Source organism: Segetibacter aerophilus, assembly GCF_007991655.1.
Taxonomy (GTDB): Bacteria; Bacteroidota; Bacteroidia; order Chitinophagales; family Chitinophagaceae; genus Segetibacter; species Segetibacter aerophilus.
This window is the reverse complement of record NZ_BJYT01000019.1, coordinates 1-20,306: the sequence shown is the minus strand read 5'-3', so window position 1 is coordinate 20,306 and position 20,306 is coordinate 1. Positions and strand designations below refer to the sequence as shown.

Below are 20,306 nucleotides of genomic sequence, written 5' to 3'. Positions count from 1 at the left end.
TCCCCTTCTGTCATCTCTCAACTTACAACTGTCATCTCCCTCTTCCTTAACACCTCAGTCACCCTCACCTTCCCTCTCACAGATTTCATAATTTTTCCTTAAGGGTATTACGAAAGAACTCGAATTGCTATCTTCGCTGCCCAAATCAATAAAGCTCTTTAGGAAATGATTAGCAGAAGAAATATTAGAGTTAAGGTGATGCAGACGCTTTATACACTAAGTACCGCAGATGGGCAAAATTTTTCAGAGCCGGTGAAATTGTTGAAAAAACAAGTAGATTCTTCTAGACAACTATTCGTTTACCTTCTTTACGTGTTGACGGAAGTAGCCCGCTATTCAGAAAAAGATGCGATTAAGCGAGCTTCAAAAAATCTCCCAAGCGAACAGGATTTGAATGTGAATACAAAGTTGTCAGGCAATGAGTTTCTCTGGAAAATAATAGAGGGCGGGTCATTTAAAAAGGCGATAGAAGATGAAAAGCCTAATCTCATAGAAGATACTTCAACCCAAATCAAAAAGATTTACAACGAGCTGACCAAGACCGAAGAGTATAAGAATTACATTCAACTCGAAAGCCGGGACAAGAAGTCAGAGAAAGAAATTGTCATTTTCATTTTTACTAATCTTATGCTTCCCTCGGAAGATTTTACCGGTCATGTGGAAGAGCATTTTACCAATTGGGATGACGATGCAGATATGATGAACCAGTTGATGCTGAATTACCTTCAAAAACCGGCAAGCTATAATCTGCAAGACATGCTGTCCGCCGAAAAATGGTTGTTTGCAAAAAGTCTTTTGCAAACAACCATAGCCAAAAGAGAGTATGTTCTTGAACTGATAAAACCAAAGTTGAAGAACTGGGATGCAGAAAGAATTGCAGTGCTCGATATGATTTTAATGGAGATGGGCGTATGTGAGTTATTGTTTTTTGAAACAATTCCGACAAAGGTTACCATTAACGAATACATTGACCTTGCAAAAGCTTATAGCACTCCACAGAGCGGACAGTTTGTAAACGGTATACTGGATAACATTCATAAGGAATTAGCAAGCCAGGATAAAATACATAAAGTAAGTTTTAAACAAAAAGCTTAATTACTTCCTTTAGATGAAACCCTACATATTTCTAATAGCAGCCTCCGTAGCCTTCATTGCTTGTCAAAACCAGGATGTAAAGAAAAAAGATCTGTCTGTGCTGGTAAACGACAGTACTAAATTCACCAACATACAATGGATAGACTCTCTAAAAGATATTGGTGCCATTGAAGCGGGCAAAAAAACAGAAATAAAATTCAGGTTTAAAAACACCGGCACCAAACCGCTTTTTATTATTTCCGCTGAGCCTGGGTGTGGATGTACCATTGCTGATTATCCTAAGGAAGCGATTACCCCTAATTCGGAAGGAGTAATAACTGCCTCATACAATGTAAATTCAGGAACTACAGGAGATTTCAGAAAGAATATACACGTGACAACTAACACGAATGGTACAACAAGCCATTACGTTTACTTTTACGGCTCAATAAAAAATGCAGGAGACACAACGCCCGGAAGAAAAATAGACACTGCAATGTTGAATGCACTAAAATCAAAAGAACTAAAAAGAAACCTTTTATTAAAACCAACTAAAAATTAATCTCAATGCTTCAATTTTCTTATCTGTTGATGGGTGATCCAAAAAACGGCGGTTCTGTTCAGCTACTTATGATGGGTGCCATCATGCTTGTTTTTTGGCTATTTATGATTCGCCCGCAAGCCAAAAAGGCTAAAATGCAAAAAACCTTCATTAATGATCTAAAGAAAGGCGACAAAATAGTAACCATTGCAGGTATACACGGAGTAATTCATAAAGTAAACGACGACAATACAACTATTCAATTGGAAGTTAATCCGGGTAGTTATATCAAGATAGAAAAATCTGCTATCAGTCTAGAGTGGAGCCAGGCACTTAATAAACCTGCGGCAGTAGTGGCAGATACTAAATAAGCTACTTCATTTTATATTTTTTTAGAACCGAACACTAATTTTGAGATCTTCTCAATTAGTGGTCGGTTTTTTATTTTAATATTTTATCCCACAAAATCGCGTTTAGAGTATGGTTAAAGTTGGATTGACAGGCGGAATTGGCAGTGGTAAAACAACTGTGTCCCGCATATTTAATGTACTCGGTATTCCTGTTTTTGACGCTGATTATGAGGCTAAAACTATTATGGAGACTGACTTGGAGTTGGTCGGGCGGGTACAAGAAACATTTGGAGAAGAAAGCTATACTGATGGCATACTTAACAGACCGTACCTAGCCAAAATTGTTTTCAACAACCCAACTAAACTAAGTGTTTTAAATTCTCTGGTCCACCCGGCAACTATAGATGCCGCTAATAGGTGGATGGCTCGCCAAACAACTCCTTATGTAATTAAAGAGGCTGCCCTTATGTTCGAGTCAGGTTCTGCATCAAACGTAGATTATGTCATTGGTGTTTATGCTCCTCACGACCTTCGTGTAAGACGAGTAATGCAAAGAGACAATGTTGACAGCGAACAAGTATTGATACGAATGAGCCGTCAAATAAGTGAAGTAATAAAAATGAAACTGTGTGACTTTGTAGTAGTCAACGACGACCAGCAATTACTTATTCCACAAGTACTGCAACTCCATCATAAGCTAATGAAGATTGGCGAAGAGCAATGAATACTTTATAAGAAAATCAGGCAATAATGCCATATGACGTAAACCCGTTCAACGTTTCAAGCATCTCTAACAAAAGCCTTTTAAATCATTTATTTTGGTACTTTTGAAAATATGCAACTGAGATACCTAAAAGTCTTCAAAAGAAAAATACTTCTACTAATATTAGTAATAGCCCTTATTGTAGTTAGCTCCGTAACCAAAGGAAAAACTTCGGTTGTATTAAGTACAATAACAGGAATTATATTAATTGTTACTGCTATTTATTATATCGTTTGGATAATGAGAACTCCTACTAAAAAGGAAAGTGATGAAGCCTTGTAGAACTAACAAGGCTTCCATAATTATTTAAGGCTACCATAAACTCTCGCCTTCCAAATCGTAAGGCAGTTGTTCACTTACATTACCTAAAAAGTTTGTCTCTGTTCTCTTAGCATGAAAGTCTCCTTCTTCGCTTGTTGAAGAAATGAACGACTTAAAACTTTCTCCTTCTTGTGCATTCAGCTTAGAGTCTCCGGTGTTTTTGTTAAAAGGTTGCTTTATGTATTCTGTAGACATTTTGTAGAAATTAGGGTTTGAGAAATTCTTTTCACCCCTTTCTTTGATAAAATGATGCCACAATCTTCCACGGATTAATTACCGACCTTTTGCCACTTGTCGATTAAAACATCCCGCAGCTACCTTTTCCGAAGGAAAACTCGGAAGTTATCTTGTTAGTCGCAGGTATAAAAACTACTTTTCCCCAAAAGGATTATTTAGCCAAAAATGTTTCAAACTGTTAAAAGTAGAAGTGAAATAGCGTGGATAACAGTGGAAATGATTCCCCTTTTTTATGCCCGTTTGCCTATCATTTGACGGATAGACGCCTTAGCACGGAGGTATTGAGTCTTACTTGTGCTTTCAGATATTCCAAGCAGCTCGGAAATTTCTTTATGAGAGAAGCCGGCAACAGCATACAAATTAAAAACGGTACGATAGCCGCTACTTAATTCCTGGGTTGTATGAATAACGTCTTTTTCGTACAAGTTATCTAATGCAGAGGCGTTAAAACAAGGTAACACATCTTCAAAGTCTTTGGCACAAATAGAGGCAGGTTTTTGAACACGATAGAACTGAATAGCAGTATTAACAAATATGCGTCTTACCCAGCCTTCGAAAGATCCTTCTCCACGATACTTATGTAAATTATTGAAAAGTTTAATAAAGCCTTCTTGCAATACATCTTCTGCATCTATACTTTTTTTAAAAAATTTTAGGCAGACAGCATACATCTTTGGAGATAACAACTCGTACAATCTTTTTTGGCTTTTCCGGTCACCGGCGATGCAATTTTTAATTAGTGAACAATCTATTGGAGTAAAGTTTTCTTTCATGTTTCTTTTTGCAATTAGTTTACTTACTGAAGTAAATATGAGTGCCACTCATATTTGTTCTCCATGAAGCCCTAGTGTAATACTAATTAAAAATACTCCTAATAAAAAAGATGTTTTTGTTGAATTTTTTCCTTACAAAAGAAGCGAAGGGGTAATCAAAAAGCTTCAAGTCCTAACGAGATTTAAATAATCAACCACACAAGCTCTAGAACTTTCTTGTTAATACAGCCTAAAACAATTAAGCAGTTTAGGAAATCTGCCATTATTTGATTGAAACTAAGGATTGCAAATACAGAAACGCGCTGCAAGAATAATTAGTAGAGGTTAGAATTGTCGCCTCCCGTTTCAATTGCTTAATGCCTTACCTATACTGCCGGTGCCAAATCTTCACTCATTAGTTCCTGGGTAGTTACCATGTTGTGCATCATCTTCGACCGCTTGCGGCTTTCTTCAGCCTTATCAAAAAATTCCTTTGCAGCCTCCTCGTTGCCGGCTTGCTGAAACGTTTTTGCAATTTGCTCCAACAACATAACCGCTTCTTCAAACGTCCGCATAGTGCTCCAGATCTGTTCTTCTATGCTTTGCGTAACGCCAGCTAATAGAGTACTTGATGAGAAGGCGTGGCCGGTATGACAACGAAAACGGACGGTCGTCCCTTCCTTGAGGCTGATAAGCGTACCATGACATTCAGGACAGGTAAAAGGGGTGAGTTCTCCCTTATTTAAAATACCCAACTCAAACGCATTGTCATTAGAAGCAATAATGACTTCCATTTTCATGAGCTCCATTTGCTCGGGCGTGATTTCATGCATTTTAGGTGCATTTTGATTAACTAATTCTTCAAGCAATTTACCCATTCTCGATACAGGCATTGAGAAGTCTACATCTACCTCCCTCAGTACGTTTTCGGGCATACTTTCATACAGGGCCTCCTCCGGATCTTGTACAATGCATGTACCTCCCAAGTGTTTCACCGACCACATTCCAGAAGTGCCGTCGTTTAGCATTCCCGAAAGCACAATACCAATAACCCTCGAACCATAATTGTAGGCAGCAGATCTAAACAGAACGTCGATCGATGGACGGAATCTGTTTTCCTTAGGTCCTTTTCTTACAAGCACCCTTCCATTTTCAATCAACAGGTGATGGTCCGGAGGCGCCACATAAATTCGCCGCGGTTTTATCTTTTCTCCGTCTTCAGCATGAGAGGCCAACAGAGGTCCATAATTCGCTAAAATCTGCGGAAGGTTACTTGGTGTAGAAGGATGAACATGTAGCACTACAAAAATTGAAGCATCCAGGTTTGCAGGTAACCCTTTCACGAAGTCTATTAAAGCGTTCACACCACCTGCTGAAGCACCTATTACTATTATATCTTTTTTATCCATTTTACGTTTTTAAGCTTTCGCCCTTTTCACTGCATTTTTAATTAAACACTAAAGTTTTTGCTAGCAGCACAAAAGGAATTAACAACTCTTAGTCTTTACAATTTGGAGAAATAATAGAAAGGTTTTGAGCCAGGCTGATGACAAAAATAAGCTTTTGTTGCGTCGCACTCTTCAACTTTGTTTTTGCTATTCTCCGTTTTATATCCCGAAATCTTTTAAAGTAAGAGAATATCTTATGCCTAAACTTTAGTCAACATTTAGTCATCTAAATGGCATATTCATTCTCCTTGCCTTCTTTACTAATGTGCTCGGCGGGTAATATTATATTGAAAGTAGCGCCCTTTCCTTCCTCGCTAAAAGCAACTATTTCTCCCCCATGATTTCTTACAATCTTCCTGCACAGGGCAAGACCTATACCCGTTCCCGGGTAATCTTCCTTATCATTTAGCCGCTGAAAAATTATGAAGATTTGGTCTGCAAATTCCTGAGAAAAACCAACTCCATTGTCACTTACCGTAATCTCATAGTACTTATTGTGCTTTTCTAGTTGATTGTAATTTTTCAGGTCCTCCATAGGAAGCTCACGACACTTAATTGAAATGGTAGGTACAGAGACGCGTGAAGTAAACTTAAGCGCATTGCTGATGAGGTTATTGAAAAGCTGGTTCATCTGCAATGGTATTGCATCTAATATCGGAAGTTTGTCGATAGTTATATCAGCGTTCCTTTCCTGTATCAGCAAATCAAAATCACTCAACACATCACGCAACACTTTATTAAGGTCTGTCTTAATCAGCTTTTTGTCGAACCTGGAGATACGTGAAAAATTAAGCAGGTCATCTATCAGGCTGCGCATTCTTTCCGCTGACCCATTAATCTTTTGGATGTGCTCTTTGCCTTGGGTAGGTATAATACTAAGAAACTGTTCTTTAAGTCTTGTGGAGAATGTAATTATTTTTCTAAGCGGCTCTTGTAAATCATGACTAGCCACATAAGCAAATTGTGCAAGGTCATTATTCGATCGCTCGAGGTCGACATTCACTTCCAGCAGTTCGCGGGTTCTTTCTCTTACCCTCTTTTCAAGCTCCTCGTTCTGTATCCTTTTATCATGAACTTCTGTGCAAGAACCGGAATAACCTGAAAACTTACCATCAGCATCAAACGTAGGGACGCCGCTATTTAAAATCCAACGGTATTCTCCATCGGCCCGCCTCATTCGGTATTCTATACTAAACGGTATTCTTTCAATAAAGCTTGAATGATAAGTTGTAAGTACCGTTTCGAGATCGTCTTTGTGTATTCCCTTCGTCCAGCCAAGACCCACTTCGTTCTTTAGTGGCTGTCCTGTAAAGGCAAGCCATGTTTTATTAACAAAAGTGATACTTTCATCTACGGCTGCCACCCATAACATTGCTGTTACATTGTTAGCCATATTTCGCAGCCACTCTTCCCGCTCTTCAAGTAGTTTTTTAGCCTGCCTATGCTCGGTGATATCTTCTATGGCTAATAAAACAATTTGCCGACCACTGGTTTTTTGTACAATCTTTCGGGCACTTAGCAGCAAAACTTTTTCGCCGACACCCTCAAACTTGTGTTTCAATTCGTAAGAGTAGTACTGGGTATGCTTTGGCAGTACTTCCCGTAGAAATTCTTTCAGCCTTGGTATATCCCATTGACCGTTTCCTATTTCAAAAATTAACCGTCCTTCAGTTTCCTGGATTTTTGCACTGAAAGTGCGATAGAAAGCGTTGTTGGCAAACTTTACAAACAGTTGACTATCCAATATTATTACCGCTTCCCTTATTGTTTCTATTACCTTTTCAGTGTAATCGTTCGCCTCTGAAAGCTGTTCATTTCTTACCTGTAGCTCCTGGTTAATTGTGATCAGTTCTTCGTTACTTGACTCTAATTCTTCTTTAGAAGTTTCCAACTCTTCATTGATACTTTGCAGCTCTTCGTTGCTCGATACAATCTCTTCATTTGCTGACTGCAGTTCTTCATTCGCTGCCTCTTGCTCTTCCATGAGTGACCGCATGTCTTGCCGAAGCGCAACAAGTTCTGCCTCCAATTGCTTAACACGCCTGTCCTTTGAAAAACTAGCTTTTAAATCTGCCGGCGAAGGCGTCTTTACTTCTTCGAAAATAATCAGGAGTAATTTTTCCTTTGTCCGTTCAAATAGTGGAATTATTTCAAATGCTATATGGTGAATATTTCCCTTATGCGTAATATCTAAACCTGTTACTTTTAGGGGTTCCCCTGATTTTATTACTTTATGTGCCGCATTTCTTAGCTCCAGTTCCAACCCGCTTCTTACCATCTTTAATAAATGGAGACTTGCTTTTCCTGGTGAAGGTTCGAGAAATAAACTCGTAGAGCCACGAAACTGGATAATGTCCAAATCGTAGTTAACGATTACGCCCGCCGGAACATACTCTGCTAAAAGAATATTATCAACGATATCCTCCAGACCTTGGCTTTCTGAGGCTGTTAGCTCTTTAATAACAGGCTTCATAGGTTGCTTTGGCAAGGAACTTTCAGGTATTTCCTCCGGCGTGAAATTAATATCAAAAACGGCGGTCGACACTGCGTCAGGCTTCTTTGAATAAATTTTTACCGTTTTATCAACCGGTGTAAAAAAGTTGGTAGAGGCACCAATAGTTTCAGATTTACCCAACACCAAATACCCGTTCTTATTTAATGCATAGTGAAAATTTCCCATCACTTTTCGCTGCAAAACGGGCTCAAAATAAATGAGCAGGTTGCAACAACTAATAAGGTCAACGCGGGAAAAAGGAGGATCTTTAAGAATATTGTGAGGCGCAAAAACGCAAAAATCTCTTATGCGTTTATTGATGCGATAATGACCATCTACTTTGGTAAAGAAAAGCTGCAGTCTTTTACTAGAAAGCTGCATAACATCAGTTACAGTATACATACCAACTCTTGCCTTGGTAATAGCTGCCTCACTAAGATCTGTAGCAAAGATTTGAAGTGGTTTATACGCCGCTTCTTCGTCCATTATTTCGCAAAGCATAATTGCAAGCGAATAAGCTTCTTCACCAGATGAACATGCTGGCACCCAAATTCTCAGAGGGTTGCCGACCGACTTGTTTTTAAGCAATTTGGGCAACAGCTCTTTTTTTAAATAATCAGTCACGTCGGGATCTCGAAAGAAATGAGTTACGTTGATGAGTAAATCCTGGTAAAGCTGGTTTACTTCCTGAGGCTTGTTCTTTATGTAGTCTGAATATTCAGGAAGTGTACTAAGCTTATGAAGCAACATCCGCCTGATAATTCGGCGGCGTATAGTATTTTGTTTGTAGTGAGTGAAGTCTACTCCTGTGGACGCTTTAACCTGGCGTAAAATCTTTTTCAGGTCGTCGGGGTTGATCTCTGAAATTTCAGACCTATCATCCTCCATTCCTTCTTCGTTTTCTGGAGATACCAGGTTTAATAGTAGAGAAGTGTTCTCACCGATACGGCTAATTTCTTCTGCCATTTTCGCCGGAGACAAGACTGCATCAACCACTCCCTCAGCAATAGCAGCTTTCGGCATCGTTTGAAATAATGCACTTTCGTCTTGGGCAAAAGTAATCCCCCCGATTTCTTTTATAGCTTTCATTCCTAAAGCCCCGTCTGACGCTGTCCCGGAAAGGATAATGGCAATTGTCGCTTCTCTTTTCTTTTCTGCAAGTGAAAGGAGGAAAACGTCGATAGGAGAATGTTTGAGTGGCGCATCGGCACGATCAAAAAGTCTGAAAGTATGACCATCGAGGGTCATATCAGTATTAGGCGGAATAATGTATAAACTATCAGGCTCAAGAACTGTTCCCTCACGCACTTCCAATACTTTCATTTTTGTAGCTCGCTGCAAAATCTGCCCAAGTGCGCTTTTGTGAGAACGATCAAGGTGTTGTATATATACAAATGCCATCCCTGTGTCACCTTGCAAGTTCTGCATCAGTTCTGTAACAGCCTCAAGGCCGCCTGCTGAAGCTCCTATTGCAACAATAGGAAAACGTTTAACTTCACCGTTCACTCCATTTTCTTCCACTCGGGTATCCATCATTAATTATACTTTCAAAAGGTACTTAGTTGAAGATAAAACTCCAACGATTTCTACAATTTCAATTTTACTGAAACTCTAGGGACAAAAGAGCTTCTATTGTGCGCAAGTATAGAGAAAATATTCTGTTTCCTGCAACAATATTTCCCCTAAAACAATATTGCTTCGATAAACATTAATACTAGTTTTTAAAAAAATTTCGTGCCTGTAAATATCGGTAACAAAACGTTCCCATCCGACAAGTACGAATGTTACAAAAACTATCAATTATTTCTTTAACTTTCGAATTAAGGGTATTCAATTCTTATATTTGACCAACTACAATTCTATTATCTGATGCGTAAAACTTCTACCATTTTAATTGTTGATGATGACGAAGACGACAAGGAAATGTTTCTAGAAATTGTAGCAGAATTGCAGGCCGATATAAAGTGCCTGAAGGCAGGGAATGGATTTGAAGCGCTTGAAGTATTGAAAAAAGAGGCACTTCTTCCTGATTTTGTGTTTCTAGACCTGAATATGCCTAGAATGAATGGAAGGCAGTGTCTGGAACAATTAAAGAAAGACGCAAACTTTAAAAAAATTCCTGTTATTATTTATACTACTTCCCGGCTAGAGGAAGATAAAGAGCAAACAAAAAAATTAGGAGCAGTACATTTTATTTCAAAACCAAGCTCATTGATTGCCTTAAGAATAGAGCTGGAGAAGGTTTTTTCGAAGGAGTGGATATAGACAGTAGCTTTTATGCCTGCCCTAAAAAACTAGCGTTGTTAATGGCGGAGTAAAATCTATATAATGACCAAAAGAATTAGTATTCTATTCTTCTTCCGCGAATGTTAATATTAACAGCAATCGTTCGTAAAACAAGATCACGTGTTGTTTCAATTCTCGTACAATGTTGCTCCTTTACAGATTCAAAACTTTTCCTCAGCTCTTCACACTTCTTTTGCAGCTTTTGAAGTTTCTTAAAAGAATCCCTGTCACGAAGTTTTACAACCTCATCTGAGTAGACGTCCAAAGGTATCGAGAACAACAATGGCGACTTGTAGTTATAGTAACCCGGTCTGTTCTTTTTAAAACTTGTTCCTTTTTGCATAGAATAGAGTTGAGTTATGCGAATTTATTCGATGTTTTTTTGGTTTTAGTGTTCTAAAGTTACAAGGTTTCGAACTACAAAACCTGCTTTGCCCGGAGTTTGTAAATTTTCCTCTAAACGGTCAAGAACAATATTTAAAGTTTCCACCAACAAATCAGCATTACATGGTTTTACAATGTAATAGTGTGCGCCGCCTTTAAAAGCAGCATCAATATGTTTTATGTAGTGAGACGTTGAATAAATTACAACAGGGATGTGTTGAAAAGCATTGGAGTCTTTTATGAATTTCAAGCACTCCAAACCACTTTTAATGGGAATATTAAGATCGAGAAAAACTATTTCGGGATTGTTATGCGTTTTTAGGTAGGTGATGCATTCAAGTCCGTTCCTGGCTCTTGTAATGCAATACGATGTAGAAATCTTCTCAAAACCTTCAACAAAAAAATTATAATCATCCGTATCATCTTCGGCAATCAATACATTGTATTTTCTCATTCGTCTGTTTGTATATAACTAAGCTAATCTTTTCTTAACACGTTTCCTATAGTCATATTACAAACAGCTTGCCCCAAGATATTTATCTAATTATCAGGAAACTGCGACAATTTCTACAAACCTTACCTCCTACTTGTGTACTATTTGCCTATTTGAAATAGCCTAGAATATTATCTCAAAGTCTCCGTAAAGATTGAAGAAGAAAAAAGTTATAAAACTGTTATTTAGGTAGCAGTTTGCATACTCCCGTACTACTTAAGCAGCACTGCTACAAAACTCAAGCATTTCCTTTGCTAATACAATTAGCTGGGTGAAATTGTCCGGCTTCACCCGGTAAGCGTGTGCGCCCTTATGCATGCAATCATCAATGTATTTCGGATTGCTTGAAGTACTTAAAATAATCTTGGGGATGGCTTTGTAGCGTTCGTGACCAGTAAGATGTTGCAAGACCTGCGCACCGTTCAATTCAGGCATATTATAGTCGAGAACAATCAGGCAGGGCAATTTATTATCTGAGGTTGTAGTTAAAAAATCTAAGACCTGCTGACCATCGTTTACTACGTGTAGGTTAAAGGTGGAAGCCACCTCGGAAAATGCGTGAATAATCAACTCCTGGTCGTCAGGATCATCGTCCGCAAGCAAAATTGTAAAACTGTCTTTCATTGAAGCCGCAAAATACGCCAATGCGCTGATATAATGAAAATAACGAACATGCGCCAACTAGCTAAAAGCCGTTGATTTTGTTCTTACAGAATATGGAAACTGCGAAACTTTTGTTCCTTCTAGTCATTTGAGCTTAATAGCCACGGTATTAACAAGCCTAATCTATATAAATAAAAAAATTCCAACAGAATACGGTGTTGGAATTGACGTTTAAAAAAGTAAATCGACCTAAAAATTTAATAATTATTTAAACTTATCCGCCCCCTACTTTCTCTTGCTCCGGGCTACCCTGGTAACCTTCATCATGCGCTGCAGCATTAGATTGTTCCTGCTGACCGCTGCTCCCCTGTGGTTGATCACCACCCAAAAAGCTTTCAAGATCAGAAAGGCCTTTTTCCCAACCGTTTTCATTGGGGTGTAAATTCTCCTCGCTTTGCGCATCTTCCTGCGTCACACGAATTTCACTCCCGCTACCTTTTGAGGCAAATTCAATAGTCAGTTTATAAGCTGCATTTTTAGCAGCGTCATTAGGAAACTGCCAATCCCAGGTATAAGCTAACCTTTCATTCGGCTTCACCTCCTCGTATTTCCCGGCAATAACCAAGCTTTCATCCTCAAAAGTATACCGCACTTCACCCCCCTCCTTAAGGTCATTGGTTACATCTTTCAAATCTTTACCCATGGGTTTCCACCATTGCTTTAGCTGTTGTGGATCGTTCCATGCCTGATACAATTTTTCGACTGGTACAGAAAATTGCTTTGATACCTCTATTTTTTGCGAATTATTTGTTTCCATAAAAGTTTTTTAGATTTATTGTAACGCGCTTTTTGTTGCTTTTGTTTACGGTTTTAGCTCATACTTTTGAGAACATGTATACCAGAATTTTATTCATAATTTTTTGTGCCACCCTTATAGGATGCAAAAAGAAATACCCGAATCCACATATAGAGATTCAAACGAAGATTGGAGGTATCGAAGTAGAACTGTATGCTGACAAAGCGCCAAAAACAGTGGCGGCGTTTCTATCTTATATTGACTCTGGTTACTACAGGAATGCAACTTTTTATCGTGTGTTGAATTACGACAATCAGCCTTCTGATGCTTCAAAGGCTGAACTAATTCAAGGCGGAATTTATAGGAAAAAGAATAAGCCGCTAGTAAAAGGTATTGAGCATGAGACGACAAAACAAACCGGCATCTCGCACAAGGACGGGGTGATCTCGCTCGCACGACTAGAGCCGGGAACCGGTTCAACCGAATTTTTTATCTGTATTGGTGACCAACCGGGTTTTGATTATGGTGGAGTAAATAATCCTGACCGGCAAGGTTACGCTGCTTTTGGACGGGTAGTAAAAGGGATGAATATTGTAAGAACAATTTATAACAGGCCTGAAGATGACGGTTATTTTGATCCACCGGTTTATATTTTTAACATCATAAGGTTGTAACTTCTCTCAACTTTAAGTTGTGTGATTTTTAATTCTGATTGCAGATCCGGAAAGTATACCGCGCAATCCAACTTATAACCAAAGTCCTTTTCACTTTTTCAAAAAAGCTTGCAATGGCAGAAATCAAAACAAAACCGACGGCCGAAAGTGTTGAAGATTTTATCAATACTGTGATGGATGAACAGAAGCGTAAAGACTGTTTCGTTCTTGTTGAGCTGATGAAAAAGGCAAGCGGCGAAGAACCAAAAATGTGGGGTAGTTCGCTCATTGGGTTTGGTAACTTAAAGCTCAAAAGTCCCAGAACAGGAAGGGAGGTTGAGTGGCTTCGGATCGGTTTTTCTCCCCGTAAAGCAAACTTCTCGTTGTATCTGACAGGAGTGATTAAAAAACAGGAGGCGCTTCTAAAAAAGCTAGGCAAGCATAAGACCGGTGTTGGCTGCCTCTACATAAATAAGCTGGAAGATGTAGACATAAAAGTTTTACAGGAATTGATTGAGGCATCGTTAGAAGCAGGGTTTTTCGGGAAATAAAGAATTGGTATTAAAAACATCAAAACCGTAATACAAGTTTAGCCTATCAAAAAAGGAAGGCTGCCTAACGTTAAAGAAAAAGGCAACTACACAATGTGTACATAGGTTTGAATGAAAAGAGATACTAAATACTACATTCACATAAACTGCAAAAAGCATGAACGATTCCTGGACAGAGAGATGGAATGACAGGTATAGAAGCGAAGACTTTGCCTATGGCGAAGAACCTAACAACTATTTTAAGGAACAGTTGGAGAAGTTGAAGCCTGGCGCCATACTGTTTCCGGCAGAAGGCGAAGGGCGCAACGCCGTTTTTGCTGCTAGGCTGGGTTGGAAAGTCTCAGCTTTTGATATAAGTGTTGAAGGCCGGAGCAAAGCGCTCAAACTTGCAGAAGCGAATGAAGTGACAATTGATTACCAGGTGGGTGAATTAAAGGCGTTACAATTTAGCGCCGACCAGTTTGATGCGATCGCTTTAATCTATGCCCACTTCCCGGCTGATGTTAAATCGTATTATCACAAGGCTCTCGACAAATATCTACGTAAAAACGGGACGGTTATTTTTGAAGCATTTAGTAAAAAACACCTTGAATACATTGAAAGGAACGAAAAGGTCGGTGGGCCAAAAGACCTCGGAATGTTGTTTTCAATTGATGAATTAAAGGCGGACTTTGAGAATTATGAGATTGTTGAATTAGTAGAAAAGGAAATTGAGTTGAGCGAAGGAGTATTTCATAATGGACAAGGTTCAGTCATAAGATTTGTTGGGCGAAAAAAATAACTGGGGTACAAGTGAGTGACACAACGATGTTGATTACAGTTAAGTAGCTGATTTCAAAAACACAATATTTAAAAAGAACTTTTCAACATCTTGCTGGTTACCTGTTCATAATCTCTTCTGTCAATAGCAACACTCTTCTATCATTTTGCTGTACGTTTGACCTCTTAGTTTCGAAAGCAGCACATGAAGTATAAGTTTATTACAATCGAAGGAAATATTGGGGTTGGCAAAACAACACTTGCAAACGCGCTTTCAAAAAGATTAGATGCAAGATTGATTTTAGAAGAATTTGCTGACAACCCTTTCTTACCTAAGTTTTACGAAAACCCCGGCCAATATGCCTTTCCGCTTGAACTGTTTTTTATGGCGGAGCGCTATAAGCAATTAAAAGATCTGTTGCACACCGAGGACCTTTTTCATAGCGTGACTGTTAGCGATTATTTGTTTACCAAATGCCTGCTTTTTGCAAAGGTGAATTTGGGTGAACAGGAATTTCATTTGTACCAAAAACTCTTCGACATTATTCATCAACAATTGTTACATCCAGATATTCTTATATATCTTCACGCGCCTGTGAAAAAGTTGCAGGAAAACATTAAAAAAAGGCAGCGCCAATTTGAACAGGCGATACCAGATGACTACCTGTTTAGCATACAGGAAACCTATACGAGCTACATAAAACAACACAACCTAAAGACCCTTTTTGTAGACGCATCGAATGCTGATTTTATTGATAATGAAAAACATGTTGACGTGATCCTCGATGCACTTCAACGCAAATATCCGGTAGGTCAGCATTATATTACTTTACCTTAATGCAAGATTTTGAGTGAACCGACTTACAGCAACAATGCAATAGCTGCCGTTAAGATACCTGAATACCGAAGCCTTTTAGCCGGCCGCTTTTGTTTCATTACAGCCTTAAGAATGCTCGGCACTTTGGTAGGTTGGTGGATGTATGAATTAACAAATGCGCCTCTTGCAATTGGTTTAATCGGACTAGCTGAAGTCATACCTGCCTTATCTCTTGCTTTGTATGCCGGACATGTAATCGACGTGAGCGAGAAACGAAAACTACTCCTAAAAGGCATCTTCGGCTACCTGTGTTGCAGCCTCCTGTTGTTGCTTATTTCAACCAGGTACTTTAACACAAATACGACCAAGACGATTGTCATTGCCGGCATCTATACCGTCATCTTTATTTCAGGAATCATCCGGGCATTTGCAGGTCCTATTTTCGGGGCGATCATAGGGCAAATGGTACCGAGAGTAATTTTACAAAACGCTATCACCTGGAACCAGGGAACTTATCTTTCAGCGTCAGTAGTCGGTCATGCTTCGGCTGGTTTTTGTATAGCATTATTTGGAAATACGGGAACGCTTGGGATTGTTGCAGGATTGTTGTCGGTGGCGTTGTTTATGCTGTCGAAGATCAAGTCGAAACCTGCTGCTTCAACTTCCGTAAATAAACGGACCTGGGAAAGTGTACGTGAAGGACTGAATTTCGTTTACAACACAAAGGAAGTATTAGGCGCTCTGTCCTTGGACCTTTTTGCTGTTTTATTCGGCGGTGCGGTTGCGATGATCCCGGTATATGCACGGGATATTTTACATGTTGGCCCGATCGGTTTCGGCTGGCTTAATGCAGCTACAGATTTTGGAAGCATTCTCATGGTTATTACACTTACTATTTTCCCTTTGAAGACGCAGCAAGGCAAAAAGCTACTTTTTGTTGTGGCAGGTTTCGGCCTTTGTATCATCGTTTTTGCAATTTCAAAAATTTTCTGGATTTCCTTTGCCGCGCTTTTTGTCAGCGGATTGTTGGATGCAATAAGTGTGGTTGTACGAGGCACCATTGTCCAATTAAAAACGCCCGACGAAATGCGCGGCCGCGTCATGAGCGTGAACTCTATGTTCATCAACAGCAGCAATGAATTGGGTCAGTTTGAAAGTGGTGTAATGGCTAAACTGTTAGGAGTAGTACGATCAGTAATTTTTGGTGGTACAATGACTTTGCTCGTTGTTATAATCACCTGGTTTAAAGCTCCCACCCTTCGCAAAATGGAATATTAACGGAAATGAAAATGGGAGCAAATATTGACCGTTTTCAATATTTACTCCCATTTCCTTTAAAGCTCGTGAACTCAAACTCGACACATATCAAACCAAAACCCTAAACTTTACTACTGCCCGTTATTCAATCCCCGTCCGGTTTTATGCTGCAGCTCATCTATTTTCTTTGATGCCTCAGCTTTGGTCAGGTTCTCGTCTGTTTCCTCTCCTGCTTCATCCGACAGTGTTTTCAAATAAGACTTTTGTGCGCCAGTCATTGGCTCTGCGCCTGTTGTCCATTGATCTGGGTCTTTTACCGTGTTCGACTTTTGTTCCGGCGCTTGCTCCTCATTATTGTTTTGATTACTCATATTGTTTTTTTGGCTAATAGTATCAAAAAATGAACCACGAGGTCGGAAATCGTAAGTCGTTAATCGCAAGTAAGGATCAACATTGTAGAACTCGCGACCAACGATTAGCGATTAACAATTAGCGATCAACAACAACTAACAACTCGCGACTAACAGGTTCCGACTAGCAACTTACTATGCATAATATTTAAAAGGTTTGCCATTTGCCATAACCTCCTGCTTTGCCTCATCAAAAGTTACTTTAGCTCCTGTTTGTACGGCAGCATTCGTCATGATGGTAGCAATGGAATGGCTATATCCTGCTTCAACCGGCGCGTTTGGTTGCTTGCGACTCCTGATACATTCCATCCAGTTTCTGATGTGGTTTGAAGTCAGTTTGTCTCCACCGGTATTTGCAGATGTTACCACCTTCTCAACTTCTGACAGCGATGTTTCGGGAAGCAGATTCGCTTCCATATTCATCTCCGCAGCAAGTCTTTTTGTCAAGCCACCTTTTGGCGTAACCTTATTTGTATCGAGGTTTAGCTCTCCGCCGTTTGAGTAATAAATTTCAGTAGGATTATCGCTACCATTATGCATCCGTGAGCCGAACGTAACCTGGAAGCCAGAGGTTGGATCATTTACAGGACCATAATCGAAAACAGCTGAAATCGTATCCCAGTTCTTTCTTCCATCTTTCCATACATAAATTCCACCATTTGCCACCACGCTTCTTGGATGTTGCAGACCAGTAAACCAATGCACTGTATCGATTTGGTGGCTCATCCACTGCCCGGCTAAACCTGAAGAGTAAGGCCAGAATAAACGGAACTCAAGATATTTACGCGGGTCAAACTTGTCCGCTGGCCGATTCAATAAGAACCTCTTCCAGTCAGTATCCTCTTCCTTCAATTGATTCAATAAAGCAGTTCTGCGCCAACGTCCCGGTTGATTCACGTTCCATGTCAATTCAACCATTGTTATAGGCCCAAATTTGCCTGATCTTATAAAGTCATTTGCTGCATGATAGTTAGAGCCACTTCTTCTTTGAGAACCGATTTGTACAATTCTATCTGAGCTTTTAATGGCTTTTAAAGCGGCGCGGTTATCTTCCATTGTTTCTGCAAACGGCTTTTCACAATAGACGTCGCAACCTGCTTTTACAGCTTCAATGGCATGCAACGCATGTTGAAAGTCGGCTGTGCTTACAAACACCGCGTCTACCAGTTTCTTATCATACATCTCTTCGTTGTTGCGGCACGCAACTACATCATGACCCATTTTTTCTTTCCATGCTGCTGACCCATCTTCGCGCCTTTTTTTCCAAATGTCTGATACAGCCACCAGGTCAAAATTCAGTTCTTTGTAGTGGTTCATAAAACAAGGCATGTGCGAACCGCGATGCCTGTCGGAGTAGCCAACAACACCAACTCTTACACGGTCATTGGCGCCAATAATGCGACCGTAGCTTTTTGCACTAAAAGCATTCGCACCAACGATCATTCCTGTTGATGTTATCGCTGTTTGCTTTAAAAATTCTCTGCGTGATTTATCCATAACAATTTGTTTTACGATTTTATGAAGATTTTTCTGTTACGAGCTTTATATCTTTTTTCAACCTCGTTGTGTCACTCACTTGTACCATTGAAATAAGAGTTGACGGATGAATGATGACGGATGACAGATGTTTTTCGGTGAATTACAGTTGCCTAATTTTTATACTTCTAAAATAAACTTTATCACCGTGATCCTGAATCAGAATTCGTCCTTGTTTTGCTACACCAAAATTGGGTCTATCCTTGAATTTACTTTTTGATACATAATTTAAAAAATCTGCAGAACCGCGTTGGTATTCCAGCACCTTATAGCCATTTAACCAATGCTCCACTTTGTTATTCGGATACACCCTAACCATTCCCTGGTTCCACTCTCCTATTTTCTTTATAGCCGCAGAAGGTTTGTTAGATGGGATCAAATCGTATAAAGAAGACAAAGTTCGGTTACCATTCATCCCCAGTTTAGCATCCGGATGTTTGTCATCATCCAACACCTGGTACTCGAGACCTATGGCAGAACCGGCGTTACCTTCCGTTTCTGTTACAAAGTATTTCACTCCGCTATTAGCTCCTTCAGTCAGTTTAAAATCGAATTTCAATTCGAAGGAACTAAACATTTTCTCTGTTACAATATCTCCACCGTTTGTAGATTCTCTGCCGTTAGATTTTTCTATGCTTAATTCACCATTACTCATCTCCCAACCCTTGGAGGGAAAAGTGGGCTTATAAGCTCCCCGCCACCCTTTGGTCGTTTGTCCATCCCACAAAAATGAATAGCCGTTTTTTTGTTCCTGGGCAGAAAGGTTATTAGGAACCAGGTTTACAACGAAGATATTATCAGGCGGAGAAGGTTTTAGATCGGTTGTTTTAATGCGGATATTTCTCCACCTAATTTGCTTTCCTGCATGTGCCGCATCTCTAACAGCATGTACCTGCAAGGCAATAAAACCTTTAGGTGTCATAGCATCAACAACATTAGACGTTGGAATTCCATTGAGCCATGTTCTTATGGAGTTGCCAATACACTCAATATGGTATTTGTTCCAACCATCTTTTTTAAAGGCTTTTTTTCCTGCAGGATTAAGTTCTAATGAATACAACCAGCCACGTCTTGCCTCATCATACAATCCACCACTCCATTGCCTGTCCGAAGGATCTACTTCCACCTGGTAACCATGAACTCTTCCATTAGAATATTCTGGCGTGCTGAGGCTTCTTATCTGCAAACCTGAGTTCATTGAAGTATCAACAAGCAACTCTAAGTCAAGAATAAAATCAGAGTAATCTATGTCTGTTGCAAGAAAAGAGTTGGGTTCATTCGGAACAGTTGTTCCAACGATCTCGCCATTCTTAACCTCGTATTTTGCTTTGCCGTTTAGCTGTCGCCATCCAGTCAGGTCTTTGCCATTGAACAGATTTTGCCATCCCTTAGTTTGTGCAGAAATCGAAATCGTAAAAAGGAGAAAACAAATAAAAAAGAAGGGAGCTAATTTCATTGTGCTATTGCAATTGTTAGATATTCTGTCCAAATCTAAAATATATTCCTGAGCAAAAGCGGAGTGCTTAACTTTTTTTTACATAGGGTTAAGCATAGATTGAATGAATGATTTGAGTGCTGTTTTCAAAAATGTGAGAAAGATTAATGGTTGCCAGTAGCGGCAAACTTTTGCCGCCTAAAAATTGGCTTTCTGCGAATCAAACTTTTTTTGTCAGTATTTGACCAAAGCCTCGTGGTCTTGTTCTTAGAAGTTTCTTTTTCTTAAAAAGCTCAGAACTCTAGTTAACGCTCAAGCCGCTGGGCTTCGTTCTTGCAACGGGACT

The 20,306-nt window shown here is 39.6% G+C and carries 22 protein-coding genes; 11 read left to right on the top strand and 11 right to left on the bottom strand.

The genetic code is table 11. The annotated features are described in order from the left end of the window. Positions 1 to 165 precede the first annotated feature (165 nt). The 5 genes from nusB to SAE01_RS19200 all read left to right on the top strand — a co-directional run bounded on the left by nusB (position 166) and on the right by SAE01_RS19200 (position 3,010). The gene (gene nusB / locus SAE01_RS19220; RefSeq protein WP_147205429.1) at positions 166 to 1,095 is read left to right on the top strand and encodes a transcription antitermination factor NusB; all 930 of its coding nucleotides are present in this window, start codon (positions 166 to 168) and stop codon (positions 1,093 to 1,095) included. A gap of 13 nt (positions 1,096 to 1,108) precedes the next feature. Then, on the top strand, positions 1,109 to 1,636 hold the full coding sequence (locus SAE01_RS19215) for a DUF1573 domain-containing protein (protein ID WP_147205428.1): 528 nt from the start codon (positions 1,109 to 1,111) through the stop codon (positions 1,634 to 1,636). A gap of 5 nt (positions 1,637 to 1,641) precedes the next feature. Continuing rightward, positions 1,642 to 1,986: a preprotein translocase subunit YajC gene (yajC, locus tag SAE01_RS19210; RefSeq protein ID WP_147205427.1), complete on the top strand. Its 345-nt coding sequence runs from the start codon at positions 1,642 to 1,644 to the stop codon at positions 1,984 to 1,986. A gap of 109 nt (positions 1,987 to 2,095) precedes the next feature. Further along, a complete protein-coding gene (gene coaE, locus SAE01_RS19205) occupies positions 2,096 to 2,689 on the top strand; it encodes a dephospho-CoA kinase (protein WP_147205426.1) in 594 nt (197 codons plus the stop codon). 111 nt (positions 2,690 to 2,800) lie between these two features. Further along, positions 2,801 to 3,010, top strand: coding sequence for a hypothetical protein (locus SAE01_RS19200; protein ID WP_147205425.1), 210 nt, complete (start codon positions 2,801 to 2,803; stop codon positions 3,008 to 3,010). 30 nt (positions 3,011 to 3,040) lie between these two features. Here the strand turns inward: SAE01_RS19200 and SAE01_RS19195 are convergent, their stop codons facing one another. The 4 genes from SAE01_RS19195 to SAE01_RS19180 all read right to left on the bottom strand — a co-directional run bounded on the left by SAE01_RS19195 (position 3,041) and on the right by SAE01_RS19180 (position 9,516). Next, positions 3,041 to 3,244, bottom strand: coding sequence for a hypothetical protein (locus SAE01_RS19195; RefSeq protein ID WP_147205424.1), 204 nt, complete (start codon positions 3,242 to 3,244; stop codon positions 3,041 to 3,043). A gap of 272 nt (positions 3,245 to 3,516) precedes the next feature. Further along, the gene (locus SAE01_RS19190; RefSeq protein WP_147205423.1) at positions 3,517 to 4,059 is read right to left on the bottom strand and encodes an RNA polymerase sigma factor; all 543 of its coding nucleotides are present in this window, start codon (positions 4,057 to 4,059) and stop codon (positions 3,517 to 3,519) included. Between the two features lie 365 nt (positions 4,060 to 4,424). Continuing rightward, positions 4,425 to 5,447 (bottom strand): chemotaxis protein CheB, encoded by a 1,023-nt coding sequence (locus SAE01_RS19185; RefSeq protein ID WP_147205422.1) that lies wholly within the window; start codon positions 5,445 to 5,447, stop codon positions 4,425 to 4,427. 265 nt (positions 5,448 to 5,712) lie between these two features. After that, the gene (locus SAE01_RS19180) at positions 5,713 to 9,516 is read right to left on the bottom strand and encodes a CheR family methyltransferase (protein ID WP_147205421.1); all 3,804 of its coding nucleotides are present in this window, start codon (positions 9,514 to 9,516) and stop codon (positions 5,713 to 5,715) included. A gap of 333 nt (positions 9,517 to 9,849) precedes the next feature. Between SAE01_RS19180 and SAE01_RS19175 the strand changes: the two genes are divergently transcribed. Next, positions 9,850 to 10,245: a response regulator gene (locus tag SAE01_RS19175; protein ID WP_147205420.1), complete on the top strand. Its 396-nt coding sequence runs from the start codon at positions 9,850 to 9,852 to the stop codon at positions 10,243 to 10,245. A 76-nt stretch (positions 10,246 to 10,321) separates the two neighbouring features. Here the strand turns inward: SAE01_RS19175 and SAE01_RS19170 are convergent, their stop codons facing one another. The 4 genes from SAE01_RS19170 to SAE01_RS19155 form a co-directional block, all read right to left on the bottom strand. Next, complete coding sequence (locus SAE01_RS19170) at positions 10,322 to 10,609, bottom strand: hypothetical protein (protein ID WP_147205419.1); 288 nt, start codon at positions 10,607 to 10,609, stop codon at positions 10,322 to 10,324. Positions 10,610 to 10,654: 45 nt separating this feature from the next. Further along, a complete protein-coding gene (locus tag SAE01_RS19165; RefSeq protein WP_147205418.1) occupies positions 10,655 to 11,104 on the bottom strand; it encodes a response regulator in 450 nt (149 codons plus the stop codon). A 255-nt stretch (positions 11,105 to 11,359) separates the two neighbouring features. Further along, entirely contained in the window at positions 11,360 to 11,767 is a 408-nt protein-coding gene (locus SAE01_RS19160; RefSeq protein WP_147205417.1) for a response regulator, read from the bottom strand. A 253-nt stretch (positions 11,768 to 12,020) separates the two neighbouring features. Continuing rightward, positions 12,021 to 12,563 carry an SRPBCC family protein gene (locus SAE01_RS19155; RefSeq protein ID WP_147205416.1) on the bottom strand — a complete coding sequence of 181 codons (543 nt, stop codon included), beginning with the start codon at positions 12,561 to 12,563 and terminating at the stop codon, positions 12,021 to 12,023. Positions 12,564 to 12,637: 74 nt separating this feature from the next. On the opposite strand from SAE01_RS19155, the gene SAE01_RS19150 reads away from it, so the two are divergent. The 5 genes from SAE01_RS19150 to SAE01_RS19130 all read left to right on the top strand — a co-directional run bounded on the left by SAE01_RS19150 (position 12,638) and on the right by SAE01_RS19130 (position 16,600). Further along, on the top strand, positions 12,638 to 13,216 hold the full coding sequence (locus SAE01_RS19150) for a peptidylprolyl isomerase (protein WP_147205415.1): 579 nt from the start codon (positions 12,638 to 12,640) through the stop codon (positions 13,214 to 13,216). A 113-nt stretch (positions 13,217 to 13,329) separates the two neighbouring features. Beyond that, positions 13,330 to 13,746 carry a DUF1801 domain-containing protein gene (locus SAE01_RS19145; protein ID WP_147205414.1) on the top strand — a complete coding sequence of 139 codons (417 nt, stop codon included), beginning with the start codon at positions 13,330 to 13,332 and terminating at the stop codon, positions 13,744 to 13,746. Positions 13,747 to 13,903: 157 nt separating this feature from the next. Next, positions 13,904 to 14,527: a class I SAM-dependent methyltransferase gene (locus SAE01_RS19140; RefSeq protein ID WP_147205413.1), complete on the top strand. Its 624-nt coding sequence runs from the start codon at positions 13,904 to 13,906 to the stop codon at positions 14,525 to 14,527. A gap of 183 nt (positions 14,528 to 14,710) precedes the next feature. Further along, the gene (locus tag SAE01_RS19135; protein ID WP_147205412.1) at positions 14,711 to 15,343 is read left to right on the top strand and encodes a deoxynucleoside kinase; all 633 of its coding nucleotides are present in this window, start codon (positions 14,711 to 14,713) and stop codon (positions 15,341 to 15,343) included. 9 nt (positions 15,344 to 15,352) lie between these two features. After that, a complete protein-coding gene (locus SAE01_RS19130; RefSeq protein WP_246113282.1) occupies positions 15,353 to 16,600 on the top strand; it encodes an MFS transporter in 1,248 nt (415 codons plus the stop codon). A gap of 110 nt (positions 16,601 to 16,710) precedes the next feature. Here SAE01_RS19130 and SAE01_RS19125 read toward each other — a convergent pair whose 3' ends face one another. The 3 genes from SAE01_RS19125 to SAE01_RS19115 all read right to left on the bottom strand — a co-directional run bounded on the left by SAE01_RS19125 (position 16,711) and on the right by SAE01_RS19115 (position 19,981). Next, positions 16,711 to 16,950 carry a DUF3072 domain-containing protein gene (locus tag SAE01_RS19125; protein ID WP_147205410.1) on the bottom strand — a complete coding sequence of 80 codons (240 nt, stop codon included), beginning with the start codon at positions 16,948 to 16,950 and terminating at the stop codon, positions 16,711 to 16,713. A 174-nt stretch (positions 16,951 to 17,124) separates the two neighbouring features. Next, on the bottom strand, positions 17,125 to 18,486 hold the full coding sequence (locus SAE01_RS19120) for a Gfo/Idh/MocA family protein (protein WP_147205409.1): 1,362 nt from the start codon (positions 18,484 to 18,486) through the stop codon (positions 17,125 to 17,127). Positions 18,487 to 18,628: 142 nt separating this feature from the next. Beyond that, positions 18,629 to 19,981: a 3-keto-disaccharide hydrolase gene (locus SAE01_RS19115; protein ID WP_147205408.1), complete on the bottom strand. Its 1,353-nt coding sequence runs from the start codon at positions 19,979 to 19,981 to the stop codon at positions 18,629 to 18,631. Positions 19,982 to 20,306: the final 325 nt, after the last annotated feature.

Coding starts and splice junctions, on each gene's coding strand:
- SAE01_RS19155 (WP_147205416.1), bottom strand. CDS start 12,563: ATGGAAACAAATAATTCGCAAAAAATAGAGGTATCAAAGCAATTTTCT.
- SAE01_RS19165 (WP_147205418.1), bottom strand. CDS start 11,104: ATGAGAAAATACAATGTATTGATTGCCGAAGATGATACGGATGATTAT.
- SAE01_RS19115 (WP_147205408.1), bottom strand. CDS start 19,981: ATGAAATTAGCTCCCTTCTTTTTTATTTGTTTTCTCCTTTTTACGATT.
- SAE01_RS19195 (WP_147205424.1), bottom strand. CDS start 3,244: ATGTCTACAGAATACATAAAGCAACCTTTTAACAAAAACACCGGAGAC.
- SAE01_RS19190 (WP_147205423.1), bottom strand. CDS start 4,059: ATGAAAGAAAACTTTACTCCAATAGATTGTTCACTAATTAAAAATTGC.
- SAE01_RS19185 (WP_147205422.1), bottom strand. CDS start 5,447: ATGGATAAAAAAGATATAATAGTAATAGGTGCTTCAGCAGGTGGTGTG.
- coaE (WP_147205426.1), top strand. CDS start 2,096: ATGGTTAAAGTTGGATTGACAGGCGGAATTGGCAGTGGTAAAACAACT.
- SAE01_RS19120 (WP_147205409.1), bottom strand. CDS start 18,486: ATGGATAAATCACGCAGAGAATTTTTAAAGCAAACAGCGATAACATCA.
- SAE01_RS19175 (WP_147205420.1), top strand. CDS start 9,850: ATGCGTAAAACTTCTACCATTTTAATTGTTGATGATGACGAAGACGAC.
- SAE01_RS19150 (WP_147205415.1), top strand. CDS start 12,638: ATGTATACCAGAATTTTATTCATAATTTTTTGTGCCACCCTTATAGGA.
- SAE01_RS19215 (WP_147205428.1), top strand. CDS start 1,109: ATGAAACCCTACATATTTCTAATAGCAGCCTCCGTAGCCTTCATTGCT.
- SAE01_RS19160 (WP_147205417.1), bottom strand. CDS start 11,767: ATGAAAGACAGTTTTACAATTTTGCTTGCGGACGATGATCCTGACGAC.
- SAE01_RS19180 (WP_147205421.1), bottom strand. CDS start 9,516: ATGATGGATACCCGAGTGGAAGAAAATGGAGTGAACGGTGAAGTTAAA.
- SAE01_RS19145 (WP_147205414.1), top strand. CDS start 13,330: ATGGCAGAAATCAAAACAAAACCGACGGCCGAAAGTGTTGAAGATTTT.
- SAE01_RS19140 (WP_147205413.1), top strand. CDS start 13,904: ATGAACGATTCCTGGACAGAGAGATGGAATGACAGGTATAGAAGCGAA.
- yajC (WP_147205427.1), top strand. CDS start 1,642: ATGCTTCAATTTTCTTATCTGTTGATGGGTGATCCAAAAAACGGCGGT.
- SAE01_RS19200 (WP_147205425.1), top strand. CDS start 2,801: ATGCAACTGAGATACCTAAAAGTCTTCAAAAGAAAAATACTTCTACTA.
- SAE01_RS19125 (WP_147205410.1), bottom strand. CDS start 16,950: ATGAGTAATCAAAACAATAATGAGGAGCAAGCGCCGGAACAAAAGTCG.
- nusB (WP_147205429.1), top strand. CDS start 166: ATGATTAGCAGAAGAAATATTAGAGTTAAGGTGATGCAGACGCTTTAT.
- SAE01_RS19135 (WP_147205412.1), top strand. CDS start 14,711: ATGAAGTATAAGTTTATTACAATCGAAGGAAATATTGGGGTTGGCAAA.
- SAE01_RS19170 (WP_147205419.1), bottom strand. CDS start 10,609: ATGCAAAAAGGAACAAGTTTTAAAAAGAACAGACCGGGTTACTATAAC.